General features: G+C 54.4%; 20 protein-coding genes and 1 pseudogene. 6 read left to right on the top strand and 15 right to left on the bottom strand.

Annotation, left to right across the window (positions count from 1 at the left end; all coding sequences use genetic code 11):
* Positions 1 to 50: 50 nt before the first annotated feature.
* From VW41_04400 to VW41_04380, 5 genes are all read left to right on the top strand, one after another.
* The gene (locus VW41_04400) at positions 51 to 1,700 is read left to right on the top strand and encodes a fumarate hydratase (protein ID AJZ88332.1); all 1,650 of its coding nucleotides are present in this window, start codon (positions 51 to 53) and stop codon (positions 1,698 to 1,700) included.
* Positions 1,701 to 1,812: 112 nt separating this feature from the next.
* A complete protein-coding gene (locus tag VW41_04395; protein ID AJZ88331.1) occupies positions 1,813 to 3,117 on the top strand; it encodes a histidine kinase in 1,305 nt (434 codons plus the stop codon).
* Between the two features lie 2 nt (positions 3,118 to 3,119).
* Positions 3,120 to 3,737, top strand: coding sequence for a LuxR family transcriptional regulator (locus VW41_04390; protein AJZ88330.1), 618 nt, complete (start codon positions 3,120 to 3,122; stop codon positions 3,735 to 3,737).
* A 92-nt stretch (positions 3,738 to 3,829) separates the two neighbouring features.
* Positions 3,830 to 4,327 carry a GlcG gene (locus tag VW41_04385; GenBank protein AJZ88329.1) on the top strand — a complete coding sequence of 166 codons (498 nt, stop codon included), beginning with the start codon at positions 3,830 to 3,832 and terminating at the stop codon, positions 4,325 to 4,327.
* Positions 4,328 to 4,346: 19 nt separating this feature from the next.
* Positions 4,347 to 5,033 carry a porin gene (locus VW41_04380; GenBank protein ID AJZ88328.1) on the top strand — a complete coding sequence of 229 codons (687 nt, stop codon included), beginning with the start codon at positions 4,347 to 4,349 and terminating at the stop codon, positions 5,031 to 5,033.
* A gap of 43 nt (positions 5,034 to 5,076) precedes the next feature.
* On the opposite strand, the gene VW41_04375 is transcribed toward VW41_04380, so the two are convergent.
* Both VW41_04375 and VW41_04370 read right to left on the bottom strand, forming a co-directional pair.
* The gene (locus tag VW41_04375) at positions 5,077 to 5,721 is read right to left on the bottom strand and encodes a zinc/cadmium-binding protein (GenBank protein AJZ88327.1); all 645 of its coding nucleotides are present in this window, start codon (positions 5,719 to 5,721) and stop codon (positions 5,077 to 5,079) included.
* Between the two features lie 83 nt (positions 5,722 to 5,804).
* On the bottom strand, positions 5,805 to 6,698 hold the full coding sequence (locus tag VW41_04370; protein ID AJZ88326.1) for a hypothetical protein: 894 nt from the start codon (positions 6,696 to 6,698) through the stop codon (positions 5,805 to 5,807).
* A 274-nt stretch (positions 6,699 to 6,972) separates the two neighbouring features.
* On the opposite strand from VW41_04370, the gene VW41_04365 reads away from it, so the two are divergent.
* Positions 6,973 to 7,656 (top strand): hypothetical protein, encoded by a 684-nt coding sequence (locus tag VW41_04365; GenBank protein AJZ91855.1) that lies wholly within the window; start codon positions 6,973 to 6,975, stop codon positions 7,654 to 7,656.
* A gap of 105 nt (positions 7,657 to 7,761) precedes the next feature.
* On the opposite strand, the gene VW41_04360 is transcribed toward VW41_04365, so the two are convergent.
* The 13 genes and pseudogenes from VW41_04360 to VW41_04300 form a co-directional block, all read right to left on the bottom strand.
* Positions 7,762 to 8,295: an endonuclease gene (locus VW41_04360; GenBank protein AJZ91854.1), complete on the bottom strand. Its 534-nt coding sequence runs from the start codon at positions 8,293 to 8,295 to the stop codon at positions 7,762 to 7,764.
* A gap of 173 nt (positions 8,296 to 8,468) precedes the next feature.
* The gene (locus VW41_04355; GenBank protein AJZ88325.1) at positions 8,469 to 8,909 is read right to left on the bottom strand and encodes a hypothetical protein; all 441 of its coding nucleotides are present in this window, start codon (positions 8,907 to 8,909) and stop codon (positions 8,469 to 8,471) included.
* A gap of 116 nt (positions 8,910 to 9,025) precedes the next feature.
* Positions 9,026 to 9,364, bottom strand: a pseudogene (locus tag VW41_04350) (hypothetical protein).
* An 89-nt stretch (positions 9,365 to 9,453) separates the two neighbouring features.
* Positions 9,454 to 9,936, bottom strand: a complete 483-nt coding sequence (locus tag VW41_04345) for a hypothetical protein (protein ID AJZ88324.1) — start codon at positions 9,934 to 9,936, stop codon at positions 9,454 to 9,456.
* Between the two features lie 10 nt (positions 9,937 to 9,946).
* Positions 9,947 to 10,654, bottom strand: coding sequence for a hypothetical protein (locus tag VW41_04340; GenBank protein ID AJZ88323.1), 708 nt, complete (start codon positions 10,652 to 10,654; stop codon positions 9,947 to 9,949).
* Between the two features lie 24 nt (positions 10,655 to 10,678).
* Complete coding sequence (locus VW41_04335; GenBank protein ID AJZ88322.1) at positions 10,679 to 12,190, bottom strand: hypothetical protein; 1,512 nt, start codon at positions 12,188 to 12,190, stop codon at positions 10,679 to 10,681.
* Between the two features lie 16 nt (positions 12,191 to 12,206).
* On the bottom strand, positions 12,207 to 13,388 hold the full coding sequence (locus VW41_04330; GenBank protein ID AJZ88321.1) for an ABC transporter permease: 1,182 nt from the start codon (positions 13,386 to 13,388) through the stop codon (positions 12,207 to 12,209).
* Positions 13,389 to 13,419: 31 nt separating this feature from the next.
* Entirely contained in the window at positions 13,420 to 14,094 is a 675-nt protein-coding gene (locus VW41_04325; protein ID AJZ91853.1) for an ABC transporter ATP-binding protein, read from the bottom strand.
* 17 nt (positions 14,095 to 14,111) lie between these two features.
* Positions 14,112 to 16,064, bottom strand: a complete 1,953-nt coding sequence (locus VW41_04320) for a serine/threonine protein kinase (GenBank protein AJZ88320.1) — start codon at positions 16,062 to 16,064, stop codon at positions 14,112 to 14,114.
* Positions 16,065 to 16,073: 9 nt separating this feature from the next.
* Positions 16,074 to 17,051, bottom strand: a complete 978-nt coding sequence (locus tag VW41_04315; protein AJZ88319.1) for a hypothetical protein — start codon at positions 17,049 to 17,051, stop codon at positions 16,074 to 16,076.
* Positions 17,052 to 17,057: 6 nt separating this feature from the next.
* Positions 17,058 to 19,724 carry a type III secretion system effector gene (locus VW41_04310; GenBank protein ID AJZ88318.1) on the bottom strand — a complete coding sequence of 889 codons (2,667 nt, stop codon included), beginning with the start codon at positions 19,722 to 19,724 and terminating at the stop codon, positions 17,058 to 17,060.
* Positions 19,724 to 22,729, bottom strand: a complete 3,006-nt coding sequence (locus VW41_04305; protein AJZ88317.1) for a virulence factor SrfB — start codon at positions 22,727 to 22,729, stop codon at positions 19,724 to 19,726. The genes VW41_04310 and VW41_04305 overlap by 1 nt, the downstream gene beginning before the upstream one ends.
* On the bottom strand, positions 22,719 to 24,104 hold the full coding sequence (locus tag VW41_04300; GenBank protein AJZ91852.1) for a hypothetical protein: 1,386 nt from the start codon (positions 24,102 to 24,104) through the stop codon (positions 22,719 to 22,721). Before VW41_04300 ends, VW41_04305 begins: the two co-directional genes overlap by 11 nt.
* Positions 24,105 to 24,124: the final 20 nt, after the last annotated feature.

Genomic DNA, 24,124 nt, shown 5'->3' with positions numbered 1-24,124 from the left:
AGCCGCTGGAGGGCAACCTCCGGCGGTTTATTTTTATGGAGTAACGAGCTATGTCGAACAAACCTTTTGTTTACCAAAACCCCTTCCCGCTGGCGCATGACGACACCGAATACTACCTGTTAACCCGCGACCACGTTTCCGTCAGTGAATTCGAAGGCCAGCCCATTCTTAAAGTTGAGCCACAGGCACTGACCCTGCTCGCTCAGCAGGCGTTTCACGATGCGGCGTTTATGCTGCGCCCGGCGCACCAGCAGCAGGTGGCGGACATCCTGAGCGACCCGGAAGCCAGCGAGAACGATAAATACGTCGCGCTGCAGTTCCTGCGTAACTCAGACATCTCGGCCAAAGGCATTCTGCCGACCTGCCAGGACACCGGCACCGCCATCATCATGGGCAAAAAAGGCCAGCGCGTCTGGACCGGCGGCGGTGATGAGGCGGCGCTGTCTCAGGGGGTGTACAACACCTACATCGAAGACAACCTGCGCTACTCCCAGAACGCCGCGCTGGATATGTATAAAGAGGTGAACACCGGCACCAACCTGCCGGCGCAGATTGACCTCTACAGCGTGGACGGCGACGAGTACAAATTCCTTTGCGTCGCCAAAGGCGGCGGCTCCGCCAACAAGACCTATCTCTACCAGGAAACCAAAGCGCTTATCACCCCGGCGAAGCTGAAAAATTATCTGGTTGAGAAAATGCGCACCCTGGGCACCGCGGCCTGCCCGCCGTACCACGTCGCGTTTGTGATTGGCGGCACCTCCGCAGAATCAACGCTGAAAACCGTGAAACTGGCATCCACTCACTACTACGACGGCCTGCCAACCGAAGGTAACGAGCATGGCCAGGCATTCCGTGACGTGCAGCTCGAGCAAGAACTGCTGGAAGAAGCGCAGAAACTCGGCCTGGGCGCGCAGTTCGGCGGTAAATACTTCGCCCACGATATCCGCGTCGTTCGCCTGCCGCGCCACGGCGCATCCTGCCCAATCGGCATGGGTGTTTCCTGCTCCGCCGACCGCAACATCAAAGCCAAAATCAACAAAGACGGCATCTGGATTGAGAAGCTGGAAAGCAATCCGGGCAAATACATCCCGGAAGCGTTGCGCCAGGCCGGGGAAGGCGAAGCGGTGAAAGTGAACCTGAACCGCCCGATGAAAGAGATCCTTGCCCAGCTATCCGACTTCCCGGTGTCCACTCGCCTGTCGCTCAGCGGCACCATCATCGTGGCGCGCGACATCGCCCACGCGAAGCTGAAAGAACGTCTCGATAACGGGGAAGAACTGCCGCAGTACGTGAAAGATCACCCGATCTACTACGCTGGCCCGGCTAAAACCCCGGAAGGTTACGCTTCCGGCTCCCTGGGCCCAACCACCGCAGGCCGTATGGACTCCTATGTGGATCAGCTGCAGGCTAACGGCGGCAGCATGGTAATGCTGGCCAAAGGCAACCGCAGCCAGCAGGTGACCAACGCCTGCCACAAACACGGTGGGTTCTACCTCGGCAGCATCGGCGGCCCGGCTGCGGTGCTGGCGCAAAACAGCATCAAGAGCCTTGAACTGGTGGAATACCCTGAGTTGGGTATGGAAGCCATCTGGAAAATCGAAGTGGAAGACTTCCCGGCGTTCATCCTGGTGGATGACAAAGGCAACGACTTCTTCCAGCAGATCCAGAACAAACAGTGCGCGGGCTGTAACAAGCCCTGATTGTTCTACAAGCTGAACTGAGGCGGGCGCTACGGTGCCCGCTTTTTTTTGCCTAAAAGTTACTCCATACTGAAACCCACATTTTCACCCGTCGCCGATAAAAGGACCTCGCATGTTAAGGATAATCAGCTGGCTGCTGCTCACGCTGCTTAGCTGCGCGGGGCTTGGCGCGTGGTTTTTACAGCAACAGTACGAAGAGAAGTCCGCCGACTTCCGCATTCTTTATCGTGAAATCACGGTCAAACTGTCCCAGCACGATGCCATTATCCCGCTGCTGCCGGCCAGTCAGGACGCCAATGAGGTGCAGAAAATCCTGCCGCAGATTGTCCTGTGGCGGCGGCATAACAACCTTGAGCCTCGCATGGCGATTGTGCCGGAAGCAAACGGCCGCTACTGGCTGAACCGCCCTAACCTCTCACTGCTGATTGATATCCCGACGCTGCTCGACACGCTGGGGGAGAAAAAGACGTTTCAACACCTCAGCATCAGGTGGAATAACACCGTCCTTTGCGAACAGGGCAGCAGCACCGCGAGTTACTGGCAGTGGGATAAAACGGTGGCCAGCCCGACGCAGCCGTTTTTAGTTTCGGTCAGCGACAGCCCGGAATGGGCAACGCTGCCCTGGTGGCTGATAGCTTCTCCGGCGCTCTTTTGGGCGCTGGTTATCTATTGGCTAACACAATATCAGGCGAACAAACGCCGCAGGGACATTGCCGACCTGCGCGCCCGCTATGCCGAGCTGACGCGCCTCAATACGATGGGAGAACTGGCGGCCGGTATGATGCATGAGCTAAACCAGCCGCTGACCGCCATCATGAGCTATAACCAGGCGGCGGGCCGGCTAATTAAACAGGATAATCCGGCCCAGGTACCGGATCTGCTGGACGCCTCTGTGCTGCAGATAAAGCGCATCGACGCCCTGCTCAGCCAATTCCGCCAGAAGCTCACCAGCGAACGCGTCGAGTACCTGCGGGTTGCTCTCCAGCCGCTCTGGCAGCGCGTGTGCAAACTGCTGGACAACGAACTGAGCAACGGCAAAATCCGCGTGACCAGCCATTTTGCCGACGACCTGCAGCCGATCACCGCTCCGCCGCTGTGGGTTGAGCAAATCCTGCATAACATCGCCAGCAACGCGATTCAGGCGCAAACCGAAGGCACCGGCTGGATACACCTTGAAGCGAGGCCAGAAAATAATGGCATCGCGCTGACGCTGACCGACGGCGGGCCAGGGCTTTCTCAGGCTGCTCTGGAGCAGGTATTTATCCCGTTCTTTACCACCCGGTCGCAGGGCGTCGGGCTGGGGATGGCGCTCGCCGACACGCTGGTACAGCGCCTGAACGGCACCATTGAGGCCAGCAACACGCCCGGAGGCGGGGCCTGCTTCCGCCTTTGGTTCCCGCTTAAGGATGAGGAGTAATCATGCCCCCGTGCATCTGGCTGATTGACGATGACGCCGCCATTCGCGACTCGCTGAGCCTCCTGCTGGCCACAGTCGGCTGGCAAACGCAGGCTTTTGACAGCGCCCGGTCGTTTCAGCAAAGTGCGGGCGATCTCAGCCAGCTCGACGGCTGTATGCTGCTCGATATCCGTATGCCGGGGAAAACCGGGCTAACGCTGCTGGAGGAGTGGACACAGCAAGGGCTGGCGCTGCCGGTGATCATCATGACCGGGCACGGCAACATCGATTTGTGCCGCCGCGCGTTTAAGAATGGTGCCTTTGAATTCTTGACCAAACCGGTAGACGCCGACCTGTTGTTCGAAGTCGTGGGTAGCGCGATGGAGCAGCAGAAAGCGAAGGTTGAAGCCCGGCAACAATGGCAGCCACTGCAGGAAAAACTGGCCACCCTCACCGCGCGGGAGAAAGAGATGCTGGAGCAGTTGATCCTGGGCTATTCCAGCAAAGAGATCGCGCGGCAGTGCTCGCTCTCTCCGCGCACCGTGGAAGCTCACCGCGCCAATATTTTCACGAAGCTGGAAGTCAACTCCCTGCCGAAACTACTGAAAACCTACGGCGACATCGCCAAAGAGACTAAGTAAAACTACCTGGAAAGTTAGGTGTTCGCGCTAATTTCCTGCCAGTCTTGCGTTGCATAGTATTGCCCCATAGCCAACAACTCTGGAGCAATATCATGAAACGTATTCTGTTAAGCGCCCTGCTGCTGGGTGGCATCGTCTCAACGGCCAGCGCCGCCACCGGCGTGCTGAGCCAGAAAAATCTCTCCCTCGACCTCGCCGATAAGCTGGCGCAAAGCGTCCTTCAGGCCTGTGCCAAAGATAACTACAACGTGGCGGTCACCGTGGTCGATCGCGCCGGCACGCCGCTTATCATGAAGCGCATGGACAACGCCGGGCCGCACACCGTGGAAGCCAGCCGCATGAAGGCCTTCACCTCGCTGACCACCAAAAACCCAACCGACAACGTGATGAAAGGCTCCCAGTCCAATGCGGGCGCGGCCAATCTGCGTGATATTCCGGGCTTCCTGCTGCTGGCCGGCGGCGTGCCGGTGAAGTCCGGTGAACAGGTGATTGGGGCCGTCGGCGTCGGCGGCGCCCCGGGTGGCCATCTGGATCAGGCCTGTGCCCTGGCAGGCTTAAAAAGCATTGATAAAGAACTGAACGCGGGCTAACGCGGCAAGGAGCCAACACATGAATCACAAGAAAAGCTTACTGACGCTGGCGCTTCTGCTGCTGAGCGCAGGCCATGCCGTCGCAGCCACCGGCGATGAAGGCTACTACGCTTCGGCGAAATACGTACACAGCGAGCAGCGTGCCAGTGACCAGGACACCAGCAGTCGTCCCGGCGTCGGCCAGTTTGTTGGCGGCAAAGAGAAAGACAGGCTCGGCGGCGCTTCACTGGCGGCGGGCTACCAGTACGGCAACGGCTGGCGTACCGAAGGGGAATACACCTTCCGCCAGAAAACTGAATTCACCAGCGGCTCAACCACCTTCCCGACCAGCCTGAACCACCTGAAGCTGAATACCGAGCGGCTGATGCTGAACGTCTATCGTGATTACAGTCTGGGCTACGGCGTGTCGCTGTTTGGCACCGCTGGCGTGGGCATTGCGAAAGTGAAGGCCGGTGGCTGGCAGGGCAACGCCGCCCGGGAATACGCCGACAGCACGCAAAACAATCTCGCTTATTCGCTGGGCGCCGGCATCAGCTACTCGCCCATCGACCGTCTGAGTTTCGACGTGGGCTATCGCTACGTGGATATGGGGAAAGTTGAAAGCGGCTATAACACCTTCGGTAACGTGCGCGGCCTGAAGGATGAGCAGATGAAGGCTCGCCTGGCCTCCAGCGAGTTCACTATTGGTACTCGCTACCTGTTCTAAACATTAAAGAAAAGGGCGGCAAATATGCCGCCCTTGTGCTTAGTTAGTGGTGCAGCATCTCATCGATAACCTGCGCTTTGTCCATGTTGTACGGGTAATACGTCGGCCAGTTATCCATCTCTTTCAGAAGCGTGGCCTGAGAGTCATTGCCCATAAAAATATGGAAATGCTGCGACTGACGCGGGGCGATGATGTGGTCGCTAAACTGCACGAACTTTGGCGCTTTGGACTGGGCGTCTTTGCACTCAAACAGGTAGCGAACGCCCTTCTTTCCCGAGGCGTAGGTCAGGATTTTATGCCCGGCGTAGTCATAGTGGCAGCTTTGTACCTCTTTGCCGACGTGAAATTCGATCACGTTATTCTCAATCCCGATCGTATCCACATTTGTCGCATAGCCTTTTTGATAATACGCCCGATATTCCTCCAGACTTTTGCCGCTTTTTTTGGCTTTTTTCTCCAGCACCGGATCGAGGTCCCCGCTTAACAGTAAGGGATTGACCGACTGCCAGATCCCTTCCCAGTCAGACAGCAAGCGATCTTTCACGTTAACGTCGTCAAAGATCCCTTCGCTCGCCTTTTGTTCCACTTCCGTGAGCGGTTTGCCGTGATGGTGACCGTGCGCCAGCGCCGAATTGCTTGCCAGCAACACGCCCATGCCCAGAATAAACGCCGATTTTTTCATAATCATAATGTTCCTCTATGTATTCCTTACACGAAAAAAGAAACGTTATAACATAACAAATATCAATTCAATAGAATAATGCCGCAAGGTCAATCAATGCCGCCGGCACGCATTCGCTCTATATCACGCAGCGGCGGGGAGCCGAACTCGCGCTTGTACTCCCGGTTAAACTGCGAGGTGCTTTCATAGCCCACCTGAAAAGCTGCGGTGGTGGCATCCAGGTGCTCAGCCAGCATGAGACGCTGCGCTTCGTATAAACGCAGACGTTTTTGATATTGCAGCGGGCTGAAGGAGGTGACCTTTCGAAAATGCCGGTGAAAGGTGGACACCGACATATGGGCACAGTCGGCCAGCCACTCGATTTTCAACGGTTCAAGATAGTTGCCGCGCAGCCAGTGTACGGCCTGCGCAATACGCTGACTGTGACTGCCTTCCGTTGCAAGCGCTCGCAGATACTCTCCCAGAGGACCAGCGAGAAGATAAAAATGCATTTCACGGATAAACAAAGGCGCCAGAAAAGGAATATGACCGGGGCGCTCCAGCAGTTGAAGCAGCCGTCGCAAAGCATCGACCAGGTCCGGCGTGCAAGGGGTAATACAGATGCCTTTATGGTCGCCGCTGTCCGGTACACCGCCAACCTCAAGCTCGACGGCCAGTTCGGTAATCAGCGCGAGATCCAGCTCCAGATTCACGCACAGAAAAGGCTCATCAGCGTCGGTTTTGACGTCGCTCAGCAGGCAGGGCGTATCCACCCCCGCCACCATAAACTGGCCCACGCCATATTCAAGGTGCTGGTTACCGATAACCGTTTTTCGCTGCCCCTGAATGATAAATTCGATCATCGGCTGGTAAATACAGCTTTCATCCCGCACCGGCCTGTCACGGCGAATAAGTCCCAGCCCGCCTATCGCCGTCGCGGTTTTCTGCGTGCCCGGCAGAAGGCGAAGCAGCCTCTCTCTTAACTCGGCATAACGCTGTTCCATATCTTCCCCTGGTGAAATCCGCCCATCGCTATTTTAAGACAATGCGAGTATTAGGCAATAATGCGATAGCATCCAGCATTACATACCTACGCCTCAGGGCTAGGATAAGCCTCAGTAAAACCACCCGGTAAATGAGCTATGAAAGGCAATATCTGCTAGTGCCGAGGGGATTTAATCTGCGCAATGCCGGAGTTTAACGTCTGAACACCGATGCGGCGCGCGCCATTTTTGTGAAATTAAGGGCTGAATGATGAAACCACAAATTGTCGTCCATATGGAATCCACCGTCGATGGTCGCCTGGATACCACCCGCTATAGCAAACCCTTTAACGGGAAGTCGGCGGAAGAGGTGCTGGATATCTATTTCAAGGTGGCTGAACAGGTCGGCGGCGAGGCCACTATTCTCGGCCGCGTAACGCTGCAGGAATTTCTGTCTCTTGAAACGTTCGAACACGGCGACGAAGCGCCAACCGAAGCCGCAAAAACGTTTCATGCCCCGCGTCGCGGGAAGCGAATTTTCATCGTCACCGACCCGCGCGGAAAGGTGAAATACCAGCCCAACAGCGAGTATGACTTTATTGCCATACTGGGTGAAAAGGTGTCTGACCGCTACCTCGCCCACCTGCGCGAATGCAACGTGTCGTATCTGTTTAGCGGTGCCGAAGGCCAGGATATAGCCGGGGCGATGGAGATTTTAGGCCGTGATTTTGGCTTCAAAAAACTGCGTCTTGAAGGCGGCGGCACCATCAACGGTACCTTCCTGAAAGCGGGTCTGCTCGATGCCCTGAGCCTGCTGATTTACCCTGGCGTAGACGGGCTTTCCGGCATGCCGTCCATCTTTGAATTCCACGGCAAACCGGGCGATCTCCCGGCTGCGGGCCAGGCGCTTGAGCTGTTGTCCGTTGAGAAACTGGAAGAAGGCATGGTCTGGTTAAACTATAAATTCCATAAAATTTAATCGCTTAACCCACGCGTTAAATAGCAAAAGAGATAGCGCCTCATCGGGCGCTATCTCTGTTTTTATCTCAGCAAAATATCGTTTATTTAAGATAAGTAAACTCGCTCACGGAGTGGCCTGAAAAGGCACGCCCAGCTCCCAGCGGCTTTCCCAGTGGGAAACATACTGCCTGGCGATGTCTGGCATATTGCTTAGCACCACCACGTTCTCACTGTTTTCTGTTTCCGCTGAAGGGGCGTAATTAAATGACCCAGTTTCAACGGTTTGTTCATCGACGATAATCGTTTTGTCGTGCTGGATGTGATAATGCCCGTCGATGCGCAGCTGCACGCCGTTGGCCGCGACAAAGTTCATCGCCTTCAGGCTGGCCTTGTTCTGGTTGCGCTTTTTATCGACCACCACACGCACCTCAACGCCTCGCTTTTTCGCATCCACCAGCGCCTGAGTAATATCGGGTGCCTGGAAGGAGTAACCTATCATGCGGATAGATTTTTGCGCCCCGGCGAGCGTCTGCAGCACCAGCGTCCGGGCCGAGCCTTCCGGCGAAAAGCCAACCTGAACGTCCGGGGCGGCTATGGCGACAGCCGGCAGGCTAAGGATGATAGCCAGGAGGATGCTTTTCAACCAAAGGGTAATCATTTTATAGTTTGGGCTCTTTTCTTTATCTGTGGCCAGTTTACGCAGCAGAAGCAAAGTCCGGGAAGAAGACCTTTGTATCAGAGAATATTTAAGAGATAACAAAATATGTCGATATTTAGCCTCCGCCGGGCATTGGGCCGGCGGGATCGATTGTCAGTTCCAACGGATAAAGATCACTTATCGGCAACATCTATCGGCAGCGGTTTATAATACTGTGGATCGAAAATAGAAAGATCTAGCGGAACCCTGGTGCCATTAACGTCTTCATTTGCCGCGATGACCTCAATTTTGTCTAGTGACTCATGACACTCACTTTCCATAAAACTATTCTGCGAACGGCTGGCTTCGCTGTCACCAAAAGGCGCAACCTCCATCACCCCTTCACCGATAACTTTGCCCGCTTTATCTTTCAACCTAAGAGTGATTTCAAGCCGATGAAACCCTTCCCCGCTACCGCCGTTATCCAGCCGGAATTGCAGCGCACAAATATTGCCGGGGACCCATACATTATCGGTATTACGGATGCTGATATAACGCTGATTCTCAGCCTGGCCGGCAGGTATAAAACACAGTGCGACAATCAGACTGAATAATAAAGCAACAATTTTACGCATTATTCTCTCTCTGAAGGTTATTGATCAGCATACCCGTAAGTATCATCATCTCCGGTATCGGCTTCATTAACCAAATTCGCGCCGGTGTAGCCATTATTGATAAAGCCGCCATTGATACAGGCTTTTTTCATAATCAGCTTTTTCCCCTGATAAACTTTAAGCCCGGTAAAATCCCATCCTCTGCCGATCCCACTATAAATCACATAGCTATAATTGCCGTTGATAAAACGGTAATAGGTCGCTCCACCACCGGCGAAAGCCATATTCCCCGCGCGTACCTGAGTTTTGTCTCCGGCGGTTTTCGGCAACGTTAATTCAACTTTTTCAAGAGGCCCATAATAATAGGTCGGCACCTGCTCATTCAGCCGAATGAGCGCATATTTTCCATTTTCAAGCTCACAGTTAAAAACAAGCTCTGGTTCTGGAATAGCCGCCTGAGAGGCAGTTGTTCCCAATACGGCCGCAAAGAGGGTGAAAAGGAGAATATTTATTTTCATTATCGGTTTCCTGAAAAATATGCCCGTCAACTGACGGGCATTAAACGTTATTGAGAAGATAAAGTGCTTTGCAGCTCGCTTAACTGCCCCTGCAGCTCTTGCAGTTCAAGTTGCTTTTGCATAACCGATTCTGCCGGCCTGCTTTGAGCTTCTTTTATGTTTTTCTCGAGCGCCGCCAGCTGCTTCTGCGCTGCAGCTTTACCTGCAGTTTTCGTTTTCAGCTGGGCAACCAGGGTACTCAGCGAGCGATCCAGGGTTTGCTGAGTCTTACGCTGACTGGCCACGCTCGCATTACTTTGCGCCTTTTCCTGCTCAATCGCTGCATAAACGGCGTTAAATTCGTTATTCATCGCCTGTTCATGCTGCAAGGTCTGCTGTTTTTCCTCAACGCGCTTATCCCAGGTCCCTGAGTAATTACAGTTGAATTTGGTGATAATATTAACGTCACCTGTCCTCGGGTCGCACTGGCGAGCATCCGTGGCACATCCCGTCAGCAAAATGGCACCGATCAGCGGCAATAAGTAGCGCATTCGCCTCTCCTTAGCTGACTTTCAGGGCAGTACGCTGATCGTACAGGCTGTCTATCTCCTGCTGCAGAGCGCTAATTTTCTGATGCGTTTTAGCAATTTCTGCATCCAGGGTTGCGGTATCGCTGCCGGATTTTTTCATATCCTGAGCGATATCTTGCCACTGTTTCTCATGCTGCTTCTGCCCTTCGATCGTTTTACGCAACGAAGCAATGTTGGCATCGATCCCCTTGAGCTGCTTTTGCATCTCATCTTTTTTGACGGTTTTCGCCGCAATCTCTTTATTCAATTTTTCCAGCGTCTGTTTGTCATTCGCGATAACTGATTTCGCAACGTTGGTAACATTTTGAATGCGCACGTTTTCAGCCTGGACATCCTTAATCGTTGCATCCAGCTGCAGCTCTTTAGAGGCATATTTCTTACGCTGATTATCCAGATAAGCATTTGCGCCCACCCCAACGCCACAGCCGGCTACCGCCGCCGCCGCGATACAAACCGCTTTATTCCCTGAATTACTTATTGCACAGGCCAGTGCCCCCACCGCGGCCCCGGCAGCACAAGCTTGCCAGCCAGATTTGCTAAAGAACTCAATGTCCTGGTTGTTTTTCAGGCGCGGATCTACGTCACCGCTTCCAGAGGTGCCGCCCGTACTTTGACAGCCAGCCAGGACAATAATCAATCCGGCGACAAGCGCTGTGCGTAATGCTTTGAAAGTCATCATTAACTTACTTCTCCTGATTTCCGTTTAGTTATTTTTCTTACATGCAGCCAGCCACGCTTCACGCGCGACTTTGCCATCCTTCCAGTACCCCTGAAGATTGTTCCAGTAGGTATCCAGATACCCGTTGAGGTTCGTTTTACCGCGCGCGGCCATCTGTTGCTGGACGACGGCAATTTGTGGCGCAATTAACGCGCTGTTGTAGGTCGTGCCCATATCCACCAGGGTGTCGGCGTAATAGCTAGAGATAAAATCCAGCGCTTTTTTATGCTGACCCAACTGCTCCTGACGGCGGGAACAGTTCGCATCCAACTGGCTCCCGGCGGCACAGGTTTTCTCATACAGCTGGTTGAGGCGGTCGAAAAATTCGCCGTCATCTTTCATCTTGGTGCACAGGAAAGCCCCGAGCTGGAGCGAAGTACGCACCGCCTGATCCCGCTGCTCATCACGCAGTTGACTATTCGCCCGTAGCTCTCCACGCAGCTGTTCAAGCTGTTTTTTAAGCCCGTCATCCTGGACCTTTTCGGATATTGCATTCAGGTTTTGCAGTGAGTCTTTGACGGCATTTTTTGCTTCAGGCTTCTTCTCAGTGCCCAGAGCCTGCCACTCTTTTTCAATCTCTTTGATACGATCCCGAGAGGTCAGCGTGGGCGACACGACGACTAAACGCATACCAATCGCTTTATTGGCATTCTCGTCCGTGCCGGAGTAATAAGGCTCTTCGCTACGGATCGCGCTGCGCATATCAGCCTGCGGCGTGAGAAAACTCCCGCCTCGCACGATATACCCGCCCGCTTTACCATGCTGGCGATCGAGTTTGTTAAGACGGAAAGGTTCGAAAATCATTTCGGAAGCATTGCCCAGCATGTCATGCAACCCAAGTGGGTTAGCCTTCAACAAACCGGTCAGCTGTAATTTTCCATTGGCAGATTGAGTGCCGGAGAACCAGGCGTAGTTGTTAATACCGTCTGGCATCGGGAAGTGCACATCCCTGAATTCCGCGGGCGAGACGGCCAGTCCACCGCGGGCCGCAAATTCCCATTCAGTTTCCGTTGGCAGCCGCAGAAAACCAGGCTGCCCATCATCCGTCGGGAGAGAGGCCAGGCTTTCTTTCCGCAGCCAGAGATTGTATTTGTTGGCAATATCCATTGCGTCCATCCAGCCGATATTGACCTTCGGCAGGCGCCCTTTCATCTCTGGCTTCACGCAGTTACCCGTCAATGCGCTGGCCTGCAGGTCACTCAGCTCATATTTCGCCATCAGGTAATAACGGCTCTTCCCCTGCTTACCTTCGGCAAAGCTACCGGCAATATGTTCCTGACGAGATTGTTCCAGATATCCCCATTCATCACCTTCCTGTCCCAGTGTGATGTTGTAATCCTGCAGGGGTTTATTCATGGGAATAGCGATCTTTCGAAATGCCATCGCGCCATCGCAGGGCATCGGGAGAATAACGTCATCCGGCAGCGGTTTTGGGTTCCAGAATTTTTCATCCCAGGTCGCGTGAGCGGCAAAAGAGCAGCCCATCCCAAGAACCATGAGGCCAGGAAGTAAATTAGATTTCACGTAAACTCTCCGCAGGATCGATCTTCAATGCGCGTAATGCGCCAATTGCCGCGACAGCCAGGGCAACAATCAGCAGGCTAAATAACGCAGTAATAAAATGTATTGGCTCAAGGCGGCAAACAAACGCCTGTGCCGGGAGGCGGGCGCCCAGTAGGTGGTTAAACGTCAGGCTGCCGAACAGATAAAGCAGTAGTCCAATAACAAAAGCGAGGCCAGTCAGGCAAAATGCCTGAATAACGATAAATACCGTCACCGCATGGCGTCGGAACCCCAACAGTCTCAGCACCGCCATATCCTTGCGTTTGCGGTCAATATTGGCGATAAACGCCCCCACCAGCGAGGCGATACAACCGGAAGTTGAGATCCACGCAATCACGGCAAAAATAATCCCGAGAACGGAATCAATGGCGCGCACCGACTCTATTTGTGCAGCCTGGGTGACGGTCTCGATATGTTGTGATTCAAGCCAGTTCGCTAGCGGAACAACATCATCCAGCGTGGCGGCATAAAGGCGTGCACGAGAAAAACGGCTGCGTTCGCGGCTGGGCTGGCCTTCCGCCACCGCCAACAGAGGGACCTGGAAGCCATCCCGATAATCTTCCAGCGCCACCAGAAGCGGTAGCGTTACAAACATTCCCGGGCGAGAGAATTTGGCTTCATCCAGAACGCCAACAACCCTGACGCTTTTAGCCACCCGCTGTTCTGCCCCGCCGAGTTTACGGGTCACAAACAGGCGGAAAGTCGCCCCCTGGTTTACCGCTAGCCGCCGGGCTGCGCTGGCACTTAATACCACTTCATCGTCAAGCCGGGGGAGCGTAACCTCAGCCAACAAAGGGTCGCCTTTACCCGTGGGAATAACTTCAGCGCCTGCCGCAAAATGCTGACCATCATGAACCAGATCTGCCTGAGTATTAAGGGAACGCGTCAGCGGAATCGAAAACCCCACCTCCGGGCGCTCGCTGAGCTTTTCAAGCCATCCCCGGTCATAACTGCTATTGCCCAGCATTCTGACCTCACGCGTTCGCGGATCGTTTAGCAGGTCATGGCGAAGCTGGCTAACAATGCCGTTTTTAAGCCCAAACAGCAGCAGCAGAGGCGCGATAACGGCGACTAATGAGAACACAATGCACAGCGCGACTTTTCGATCGTGCAGCAGATCGCGCAGCGCCATATGAAGAAGCAAACGGCCAGAGGCACGAGTTTCAGACTGGACAGAAGACACTACGTCCCTCCGAGATAGAGGCGCAATAGCGATGCAGCCCAAAGCTACCAACGAGCTGCGAGTCATGACTGACAATGATTGCCACCATATCCAGAGCACGAACCATGTCGACAATCAGCGCAAAAAGCCGTCTGGCATTTTCCGGGTCAAGGGCTGCGGTAGGTTCATCAGCCAGCAGAAGTCTTGGCTGATGGGCAATCGCCCTCACAAAGGCCACTCGTTGTCGTTCGCCAATGGAGAGCTGGGCAGGCATTTTCTTTAACAGCCGGGCGATGCCGAGTTGCTCAATTGCCACACGTAGCCAATGGGAATGAATGTCCATACCAGCCAGCCGGCGCGGCAGCACAATGTTATCAATCACCGTCAGCCATGGCAGCAGGCCGCCATGCTGTAAGACAAACCCCAGCTCCCGCGCCCGAATAGCCGACATTGCGACTTCATTAGCCGCCATTAACGGCGCGGCAATATCAACTTCAGGCTGATGAAGTCGATACTCGCCTAGCGTATCGGGGCGTAAAATAGCCCCTATCATTTCAAGCAGCGTGCTTTTGCCGCAGCCGCTTTGCCCCGTTAGCGCGGCAACCTCACCGCGGGCTAACGCTAGCGATGGCAGCGTGACAGTAAAGCCATCAGCACCGCCGCGCCGCACCTCCATTTGCTGAATAGTAAGCATCAAGGAAGGTTTTCCAGCGGAACAGGGTAAACGTTGTCACGCGGGTCACTGTCTGGGGCCAAAGCAATCCAGCGATCCACATCCTGGTTGTAGCGCTGGTAATAGTTCAGTTTGGTATTCAGGCGTCGAATAAAACGTTCCTGCTCCAGGCCGTCCCAGCTTTTCCAGGTTTCTTCGTCAAGGCTTAGCACCTCGCTAAGGTATGGCAGCCCTTCGACATATTCACCGAGTAACCCCATTTCGGCCAGGCGAGTCGCACTTTTGCCTTTTGCCTGAGTCGGATCGTTACCCATTGTTGCCGCCAGAGAACGCAGGCTGGCAAACATGTCGTCGGGAGAGATCATGCCCTCGTTAGCGGCATTAACGATCTTTTTCATTACATCGCTCAAGTCGCTGAGTTCGCTTTTCGTCAGCAGCACGCGCACTTCTGTAGCCGGAACGTTCTGATTTACCAGGTCACGATCGCTAATCCAGGATTTGAATACCGGCGGTGCCTGAGTCCCCTGCTTTTCCCCCAGATAAGCCAGGCGCATCGCTTTACTCAGCTTATCTGCATCACTAAGCAGCGGAGCTGCTTGCTTACTGGCATATTTAGGATCGGCCCCTAAGGCACTGCCGGCCGTCTCTTCACCGCTCCAGGCCGTTTTGATTTGCCCAGTGATAGCGTTCGCCAGGCTATCCACCATTACCCCAAAGTTATTCACATCCCCGGAGTCAATCGGATAGTAAAGCGGCTTATGCAGGAACGGGTTCATGGACAGATCGCGGTACTGTGCTTCCGCCGAAGCGTGGTTTTTAACACCGCTCGGGGTTTTCAGATGCAGGGTGTAGAGCGCCACGCCACGATAAGCGGCTTCCTGGCGAATCTGAGCGGCATCAAGGTGGGTAGAAGAAAGTTTATCCGTTCCTTCCAGCGCGCCAGCGTCAGTAATAAGCACGACATAACGTGCACCAAACTGCGTCCAGTCGACTTTATCCAGCGCCAGCATGACGCCGCCGTAAGCATCTTCATCCACTTTGCTGCTGGATACCGTTGCCTGTTTCAGATCGTGGACTTTAGCGAGGAAATCTTTGCCGTCTTTGACTTTATTAGGATCAACGAACATTTTGCTGTCGTATTCCAGCCCAGGCACGGCTTTAACATTAGAACGAAATGCCACCAACCCAAATTTCACCTGATCCTGCAAATGCTCTTTTTCAATCCTCTGGTAAACCTTTTCAATAGCCGCTTTTGTACGATCAATATAGGGCCCCATCGACACAGTGGAGTCGATGACAAACACGACAGAAGCGGAAAAACCCTTCATCATGTTTTTCTCATCGCCCGTCGCGGCGTTACCGGTTTTAGCTTTTTCGCTAACCGAAGCCACGTTCAGCAGCCGTACCTGAAAACCCGTGTCGGTAAAGACATCGTCCGACCCAAGAACCGGCAATAAATAGAAATTTTTAAGCTGATCGACCATATAGTCAGGCTCACGAGCCAGCACTTCCGGCGTAGGTTTCTGGCTCTTCAAGTTTGCCAGCAGCGGATCCAGTATCGTCGCTGGTTTTGGACTATTAAGGATTTTCTCCACATCCGCTTTATCGCGGAAGAACAGCATCGGGTTACGGCCAGCCGGGTTAGTGAAGGCTAAGGTCAGCTGCATTTTCCAGTCCACGGTGCAGCTAGCTTTCAGCCAGCCTGCGACGTGACCGAAGCTGTCCGGCCCAACCTGCAGCCATTCATCATTGCCGTTCTGGCTTCGCTGGTAGACATAAAAGCGACTGAACGCGGGCTGTTCTTTGCCTGATTTCCCCACATCTTTCGCCAGCTCACAGCCTGGGTAGGTCAACACGCGCTGATAAAGCGCATGCTTTCCTTCCTGCAATAAGGGTTTTTGATCCGCAGCCTGCGCCTGAAAAACCAGTGCGCCGAAGCACAGCAGTCCGCTGAGCCAATGATTCTGTTTCATGTCGCTTTCCTATTTTTTCAGCTCGGCTAAGCGGTTTTTGGCCTCGGTATTCTGAGGATCCTGATTAACAATGTTTTCGTACCAATAAAGGGCTGTTTGTGGATCGGCGGCAAAACAGCTGCCTTCAACGGCCGTTTTCGGGTCATATTCCTGGGCGTAGTGCAGCGCCATTTGGGTATCGCCGGACTGCGCTTTATAGGCGTAGAGGCGCTGGGCGATGTCACAGCGTTTTTCAGCTTTGGCCTTTTCGATAATGCCCAAGAGCTGAGCGCTACTTGGCTGGCTTCGCAGACACCCTTTGACGAACTCCAGATCGTTGCCTTTGCCCATCAAGTCGTCCCCACAGGGACCTGCAGCTTCGGTTTTGGGTGTGAGTTTGGTCGTCAGCGCGGCTGCGACAGGCTCCGCAGGCGTACGGGTAAACCACCAGGCAGCCCCTCCCAACAGAGCCAGAATGACAATGCCGACGAGAATCAACGGCAGCGTCTTGCTTTTGGCCGGAGCCGGCGCGCTTTCAGGCTCGGCAACCGGCGTTGGCTCAGCGAGCGGCTCTGGCGCCGGCTCACTCACCTCAAGGACGGGTTCAGGCACGCTATCCTGAAGTTTGTGGGTATTAACCAGTGGCAGATTTTCTCCCCCCGCCTGGGAGCTGAGCAGCCCGTCATGCAGAGTTAAAACGCCAAACTCCTTGAGCCCCTCTCCATCTTTTACCGTCAATCGATAGGCTGCCTGGCGGTTTGCCAGCAGGGCATCAACCAGTGAAGGCCCGACCTGCACCTGAGTAACATCCTGCTCAACGCTCAGCGACGGCAGCGCCAGGTAAACCTCACTGTTGACCCACATGCCGTTGCCGTCCAGGAACTGGTTTCCCTGGTTGCTTTGAATGGAAACGAACACATCTTCCTGCTCGCCGTCCCAGCCCTTGAGCAGCAGTTGGGCGTACCCCGGTAGCACGGGTTGTAACGGCTTTAATTCTGGTTTGATCACGTCGGGCTACTCCTGAGCACGGTTAATGAGGTGGATAATGGCGCCCAGTTTTTCGTTCTGCGCAGCGCTAATTTCGCGACCAGCAGAATGTCCGGCGTTCTCTTTGATCAGCTCTTCAAGCCCCACTAGCCAGTCAATAATGAAAATAGCGCTGTAGTTAATTTGCTGAGGTGTCAGGCGCACCAACCTCTCATCGCCCATCCATGCCACGCTTTCACACTGCTTTGGCAGGGTGAAAATAGGTTGGTCAGGCTGATTCGGACGAGCGGGACGTTTATGTTCGGCCAGGCTTTGATAACCAAGCCAGGTAACAAAATCACTCATGACGTGGAGCACGCGGGATACCTGCCGCTCAACCATTTTTTCGCGGCGTACGCCGGCCTGCTCGGTATTCATCATCACGCTTTCGAGCTGCGCTTCGACACGCAGGCGCAGCAGGCTGGTGATGAGCTCATCCACCAGGGCTTCGACTACCGGCAGCGGCAACTTGATATAATTCAGTACCGCCGGATTTTCCGGCAGTGCACGTAAATGATTGATCCAGTGTTGCAGCGCATGGCGAGCAAAGGAGAGTTCATGGCTGTGAGTTGTGGCAGCCGGTTTCTCTGTCCCAAAAGCGTCCTCGACGCCGATGTCAAAGAGCGACGTTTCTTCTTGCTCCACGGCCTCTACCGGCACAACGGTTTGTTGCATATACAACTCTTGCAGAGCCTTACGGGAAGGCACCAGACGCGCCAGCAGTTCGCCATGCATCCCACTGCGTTTTTTGAGAACTTCAAGGATCTCTTCGGCAATACGCGCTTTTTTCGCTACGTCCTGGTCACCCTCGGGCTGATACCAGTTGCCAAGGCTGCCCTCCACCAGCTCATGGCGCAGATCCTGAAGCTGTTTGGCGATACGCTCCAGCTTCATCTCTTTATGCGCCACCTGCTTGAGATACTCCGCCATACGGCTCATGCCACCGTCGTTCAGGCCAAGCATCGCATCCCAGGCTTCGTCTGGTTTTGCGATATAGCGATTCACCGCCTCATCCTCAATAAAGGTTTTACGCATCAAATCGAGTTTTTCGCGGTTTTCGCTATCAAACTCGCTTTCTATTCCGCCACTGAGGCGAATAAACGGAGTTTGGTGGCGCGGCTTACGCACCAGGAAAGTGTTATTAAATGCCTGTCCAGGTCGCCATTCCTGCATCCATTTATACTTGCCAAAGCGTTCAGTCATGGCCATTTTGATCATCCCGCCGTGGCCCCAGGACTGGCGCAGCAGCGTTTCATCGTGCGGCAGATTTTGACTGATTCGCAGGTCAAACATAGTCAACGCCCAGACAAGACCTGGTAAACGGGCCTCTCGCTCTTCCGCGGTACGCCCCTGGGTATACCCGATCCATTCATCAAGCACGTCGCCGACTTCTTTCACTTCAGATTGTTTTGTTGAGGCGGTGCAGACCACCAGCACGTTCATTTCCTGGTTTTCGGTATAGCGTTCAAAAAGATAGGCGACTTTGCCGCGCAGGATCAGTTGCGCTAGCGGGTTACTGTCTTCGCTATTCACCTCACGTTGAACGTCATCCATGGACTCAACGCCAAGACGCCCTCGATAGCCGGGGAAATCCAGCAGATCGACCTCTTCGAACATCTCTTCCCGGGGTTTAGCGGACAGCGGAATATGCAGCTCAACGGTCAACGCAGTAAGCTCGGCCAGCGACAAGCTAACCGGAGGTTGCGTCTGCCCATTGATAACCGGGCACACCTCAACCTGACAATCGGTTTCGCGGTTAAGACGCTCCAGCATATCCACGTTCATAATGCTGTCTTTTTGCACCAGGCGACCATTTTCCTCGCACACCAGCGTGGTCAAAGGGGCGTGAACTTCCTGAGCCCCTGCCAGCTTTTGCAGCGTGTGGGCAAAATGAATATAGGCTTGGGTTAAGTCTTCGACTTGTCCCCAAATCACAGAGAACAGCCTGCCGCGATCCTCAATGGTCAGCCACGGTGCCAGGGCTACCGCTTGCGGCCAGTAATGGGTATTGAGTGATTTCTGGCTCTTGCTCGCGTGACGGACCACATAATCCCAGAGTGAAACCACGTCATCTTCACTGACGCCAGCTACGCGGCTCGGGCGTCGACGTTTGTCCAGAGTGGACAGCAGGTCATTGACACGTTTCTCATCACAGTCCCATTCAAATTTTTCCTGGTTAAAATCATGGATGAAAGCATTAGCGAGGATTTTGCCCATATCCATTTCGCTAAATAACTGCAGCGTGACCGGCCATTGTTCATCATTGCTGCCCTGATGGCGGCTAAACCGCGTCACCAGCCCAGTGGCCTCTTTCCCACCGCCCGCCGGGTTAATGTGGATGAGAAAATCAAGCAGTTTGCCGCCAAGCCGGGTTTCCAGCTTGCCACTCTCGCCTGCCGCCAGGGCAGAGATCAGGTAAGACTTTCCTGCCTGTGATAAGCCAAAAAAGCCGATAGTCATTGGCTTAGCCGTGGCGATTGCCAGGCGGCGGGCTTTATTCCGGCTACGGCGCAGCTTAAGGGTCAACCGGTCTGCCTCGGTATTCAGCTTTGGGGCATCCTGACGTACGGAAGCAATCCACTCGATAGCCTCGCCCGCGCCCGCCTCTACGTCCTGCCAGCCCTGAATAATTTGTTCAGATGTAAAAGTACTCATCAGCTTTTAATACTCCCGCTGTCCAGCCAGTAATGGGTTTCACCAAGGCCATTACCGACCAGGGTATTCAGTTGGAATGCCACGTCATCTTTCTTGATGCCGCGGCCAGAGCCAAACTCCAGCGTCGGCTGTTCAAGTTTGAATTTCTCCGGGCTGACGCTCTCTTCACCACCCCGAGGCTTTCCCTGCTCGGCAATAAGCTGCATCTTGATCACCGCATCCCCCGCCAGTTCGGCGGCCAGTTTGGAATTGGTAATTTTCAGGGTGTAAAGCGCAGAGGCAGGCCAGCGTTCGTTATCCAACTGACGGAAACCGATCCGCATTTCACCTCTGGACTCAAAGCTCTGATTCTGGTCGAGCTCAAAATCAGGCCGATCGAGATCAATGTCCCGATAAAAGACGTTGCCGTCTTTAATGACATTGTTGCTGTCCAACATGCCGAGATAGCGGATGGTGGAGTACGGCTGGAAATTCGCCGTGCGGAAATAGAAATTATTGAGCCGCGAGCCTTCCGCCAGCAGGCATAGCATTGCCCCGACCACCGCAGTTGATTTCGGATCGTCAATGCAGCCTTTCTTGTTGAACGGATACCAGCCTCCGGTTTCATACCCATGCAGTGGCAGCACGCGGGAAGGTGGAACCGGCTGCAACTGACGAATCAAGGCCTGAATGCCCGGCAAGCGAGAAGGTCGTCCGGTCAGCAACAGCACGTCACATTTGTAGTGCCAGAGCACTTCACAAAGCGCCCGCAGGCTGTGGCAAATATTCATCCGCCCGTTGCGGGGGTCGATAAACTCGTTATGTAACTGAGAGATATCCACTTCAAGCGGCACATCGAGAATAGAGAATGGCGCGACATCGCTAAGTTGACCAACGCGCACCAGTTCGTTGACATACTCCTGCACCTTGGCGGTCGGCTGGCTTTCAGGCAGCATTTCCCGGAAGCGATAATTCAGCACTTCACGACCATTTTCCGGCAGGTAATCTTCGTAGCGATGGAGAATAGCGAGCGCCAGCGGGGCGAAGATTTGCAGCGTCAACTGCTGGCGGAGAACCTGTTTACCGGCATCAATAGCTTCACTGCCAAAAAGCTGGGACATCATTGACTCAGCCGCCATATCGCTATGCCCGACTTTCATGATGGCCGCTTTTACCGCAGGCTGGATATACAGCTGGATGACATCAAGCAAGATATCGTCCCCGGCGACTTTGAACCCTTCGCGGAACAACTGCTTCGGCGTAATGCGCACGTTAACGCCCTGCCCATCGTCCAGGGTATAGCGGGTAATCACCAGGTCAGTTGTGCCACCGCCAATATCAATTGAGGCCACTTTCAGGCTTCGCTTGTCCTGGCTTGTCTGCTGGTTATCCTGCCGGCGCGTGGCGGCAAAGAATTCGTCGGTACGCCCGCCAAAGTAGTTTTGGGTTTCGTTGTACATATAGACAAGCTGCCCGCAGGTTGCCTCGTCCCACTTCACATGGACGCCGGGATGCGGGTGCTTAAGCTGATTTATATCGTCCCCTTCGTAGTCCATTTCCTCCCAGCCGAGCGCTTTCCAGACCAGGCGAATGGCATCACACATACCTTGTTCGAAAATAGCCCGCTCCGGTTTTGGCATTGCCGGCGGCACGGTCATGATGACATTGCGCAGTCGGCGAGGCGTGCTGGCGTGGTTCATCTTCAGGCGCTGTGCCGGGCTGTTGATTTGCATCAACGCCTGGCTCAGCACTTCGGAGAGCATCATCGTCATCAACGAGCTACGGGTATAAATCGGTGAAAACACCGGCATACGCCGATCTTCATGCAAATTGATAAGCAGCTCGCCCTGATCGTTGAGCATGTAAAGCAACGGTGCCGCAGTGGCCAGAGGTTCACGATCCGACTTAACAAACGCCTGGCTAAAACGCCAGCCGGGAGAATACGGATGGTTATCCCACAAGTAGCGTTTTGGGCTGGAGATACCTGTTGAACCTTCCGTTCCCAGACGCTGCGACGCCATACGGAACGCCTCCCCGCCCACCCGGCCAATGGTCGGCCAGGTAAATGCCTCGCTACGCCCACTTTTCAGCGAGAAGTCCTGCTTGCCGAATTCTGCCTGGGCAAATTCGAGTCGGCTGTCAAAAGGTTCGTTATAGACATATTGCGGCAGGCTGAGGTCGCGCAGCTGGAGCTGGTAAAGCTGTGACAACCCCTTGTTATCATCGCGATGCTCTTCAATCAAAATGCCGCAGCTGCGCGAGTTACCGATATCCAGAACCAAATCCACCGGGATGGCGGTATCGCGTATTTTGACATCGTTGACCTGGACTTCCGGCAGCTTGATATCCTTATCCAGCACGCTTAACAAATTGAGGTAATGCGCCTGATGCTCTTTGAGAAGCAGCTTTTCCTCATTGTCTTCGTAATGCTGCTTCAACCGTTCTTTTGCCTGCGTGGTGTAAACATCACGCAGCCACTCATCCACCCACGGTAGCGCGAGGAACTCCCCCATTTCATGGTTATGCCGGGCGAGCGCAAACCCAGTGCCGGAACGAACATCGTCTTCACCTGGCGCAAGATATTGCGTGTTACTGTGGTTAGGCAAAATTCGGGTATCGAAAATAACAACCGCACGCCAGCAATTGCCTTTTTCATCGGGCTCGGCCAGTTCATGGAACTGGACACGCACCCAGTTTGTTGGTCCCTGGGCAAAAGCGCGAGGCGGGCTGAAGCGGAAAAACGGCAGCGGTAACCAGACGCCTTGCAGCAGGCGCAGCGACTCTTCCGTTGAAAGAGAATATTCAGACTCGGCATATTTGGCTGGCACATTATCCGGCCCTGGGATCTGGAATTTATCCTCACGTTCCCGGTAGATCAGGCGCATCACAGGGCCTTCCCCCTGCTGGCGCAGAAACTCACCGTACTCTTTACGGGCAGGCAGGTTGAAAGCGAAGTCGAGGAACTGAATCCCACTGTCACGGATCAGTTTTACTTGTGTTTTAAAATCAGTGATTTCAGCCAGCATGACTTGCCTCTTGCTTCATCGAAAGGGGGAATAGGGTTTTGGCATCGTAACGGCCTTTACAGTCAGCAACGCTCTGCGCGCCTGGGGTGCAAAGAATTTCAGGCATCTGGTAAACCGAGCCGTCAGAACACTGCGCTTCGCCCTGGTTATTGATAACCAACTGACCGGATTGAATCGCGGCTTTCACGGCACCCCGACAGTCAACGCCATCGCCGCGAGTCATTTGCACCTCGCCCTGGCCATTTTTAATTTGATAGTTAAGGCTGAGCGGCTTGCCAGTACGCCGATCCTGAATCCCCGAGCCGGCATGCCAGCGGCCGTTCAGAAAATCAGTATTTCCCTGCGCCAGGGCGCTTCCCGGGATGGATAGCGGCGTTTTGGCGACCGCATTGTTTGCCGGTTCGGCGTTCTCAGGCTGCGCGGGCTGAACTTCAGCAGCCGGAGCTTCTGCCTGAGCCAATGGCTCTGAAGGCTGCACGGGCTCATTGCCAGCGTGTTGTTCAGGATCAGGAACCAGTGAGGCTGATTCGACGCCCGCCTCCGGTGTAATTTCTGCGCCTGCGGCGGTTTCAGAAACCTGTGCATGAATAGGGACTCCTCCCGACGCGGACACGCCTCCGGAGGCTGGGTGAAGTGCAACCGTAGGCTCAGAAGAGACGGGTTGAGAGATGTATCCATTCAGGCCGTTAAGCCCTGGAAGGGTGGCCCCCGGCACGCAGCTACGCAGGAAAAAGAGTGCAATAAGGAGCAGCAGTAGCAGCGGTAGCAACCAGCGTAACCAGGCGGGGAAACGCCACCACCACCCACGCCGCAGCGGGGCCACAGAGGTATTGACAGGCTCAGTCTGCACAGCAGCTACCGGTGTGACAGGGGAAAACGGCAAGGCAGGAGAAGGCGGTGAAACAGTCGGGCGCAGACAATCCAGCGGGTCGAGACGCATCTGGTGGCGAGCATTAACGAACCCCCAAAAACTCACCACCGGTTTACCGTCTACCAGCCAGACATGCTGGTTATCTGGAAACTGGAGAGCTTTATTCAGCAGTTGGCCAAATAACCGCTGCTCGGGAAGCTTGTGTTGACCCAGCTCTTCGCTGAATTTACGCAGCGAGGCGTGATTAAGCTCAAGCTGGCTAAGGGCAGTTTGTTTTTCGCTTTCAGTCGCCGCAGACCACGGAATAACATCCCCGGAAAACGGGGCATACCAGTCAATACGGTCCCCCTGTTCGCTGACCTGGGGAATAGCCAGCATGTCAGCAATAGCGGCGTGCCGACGTAAACGCAGCGTTTCTCTGAGCTGAAGCGCGGAAATATAAACCGCCTGTCCGTTTTCGCCCATCGACTGAAACTTTTCGAGCCTGTCGCTATACAGGAACATTTCTTTCACGTTTGCATGCC

This window comes from Klebsiella michiganensis, from assembly GCA_000963575.1.
Classification (GTDB): Bacteria; Pseudomonadota; Gammaproteobacteria; order Enterobacterales; family Enterobacteriaceae; genus Cedecea; species Cedecea michiganensis_A.
This window is presented reverse-complemented; position numbering and strand designations above follow the sequence as displayed.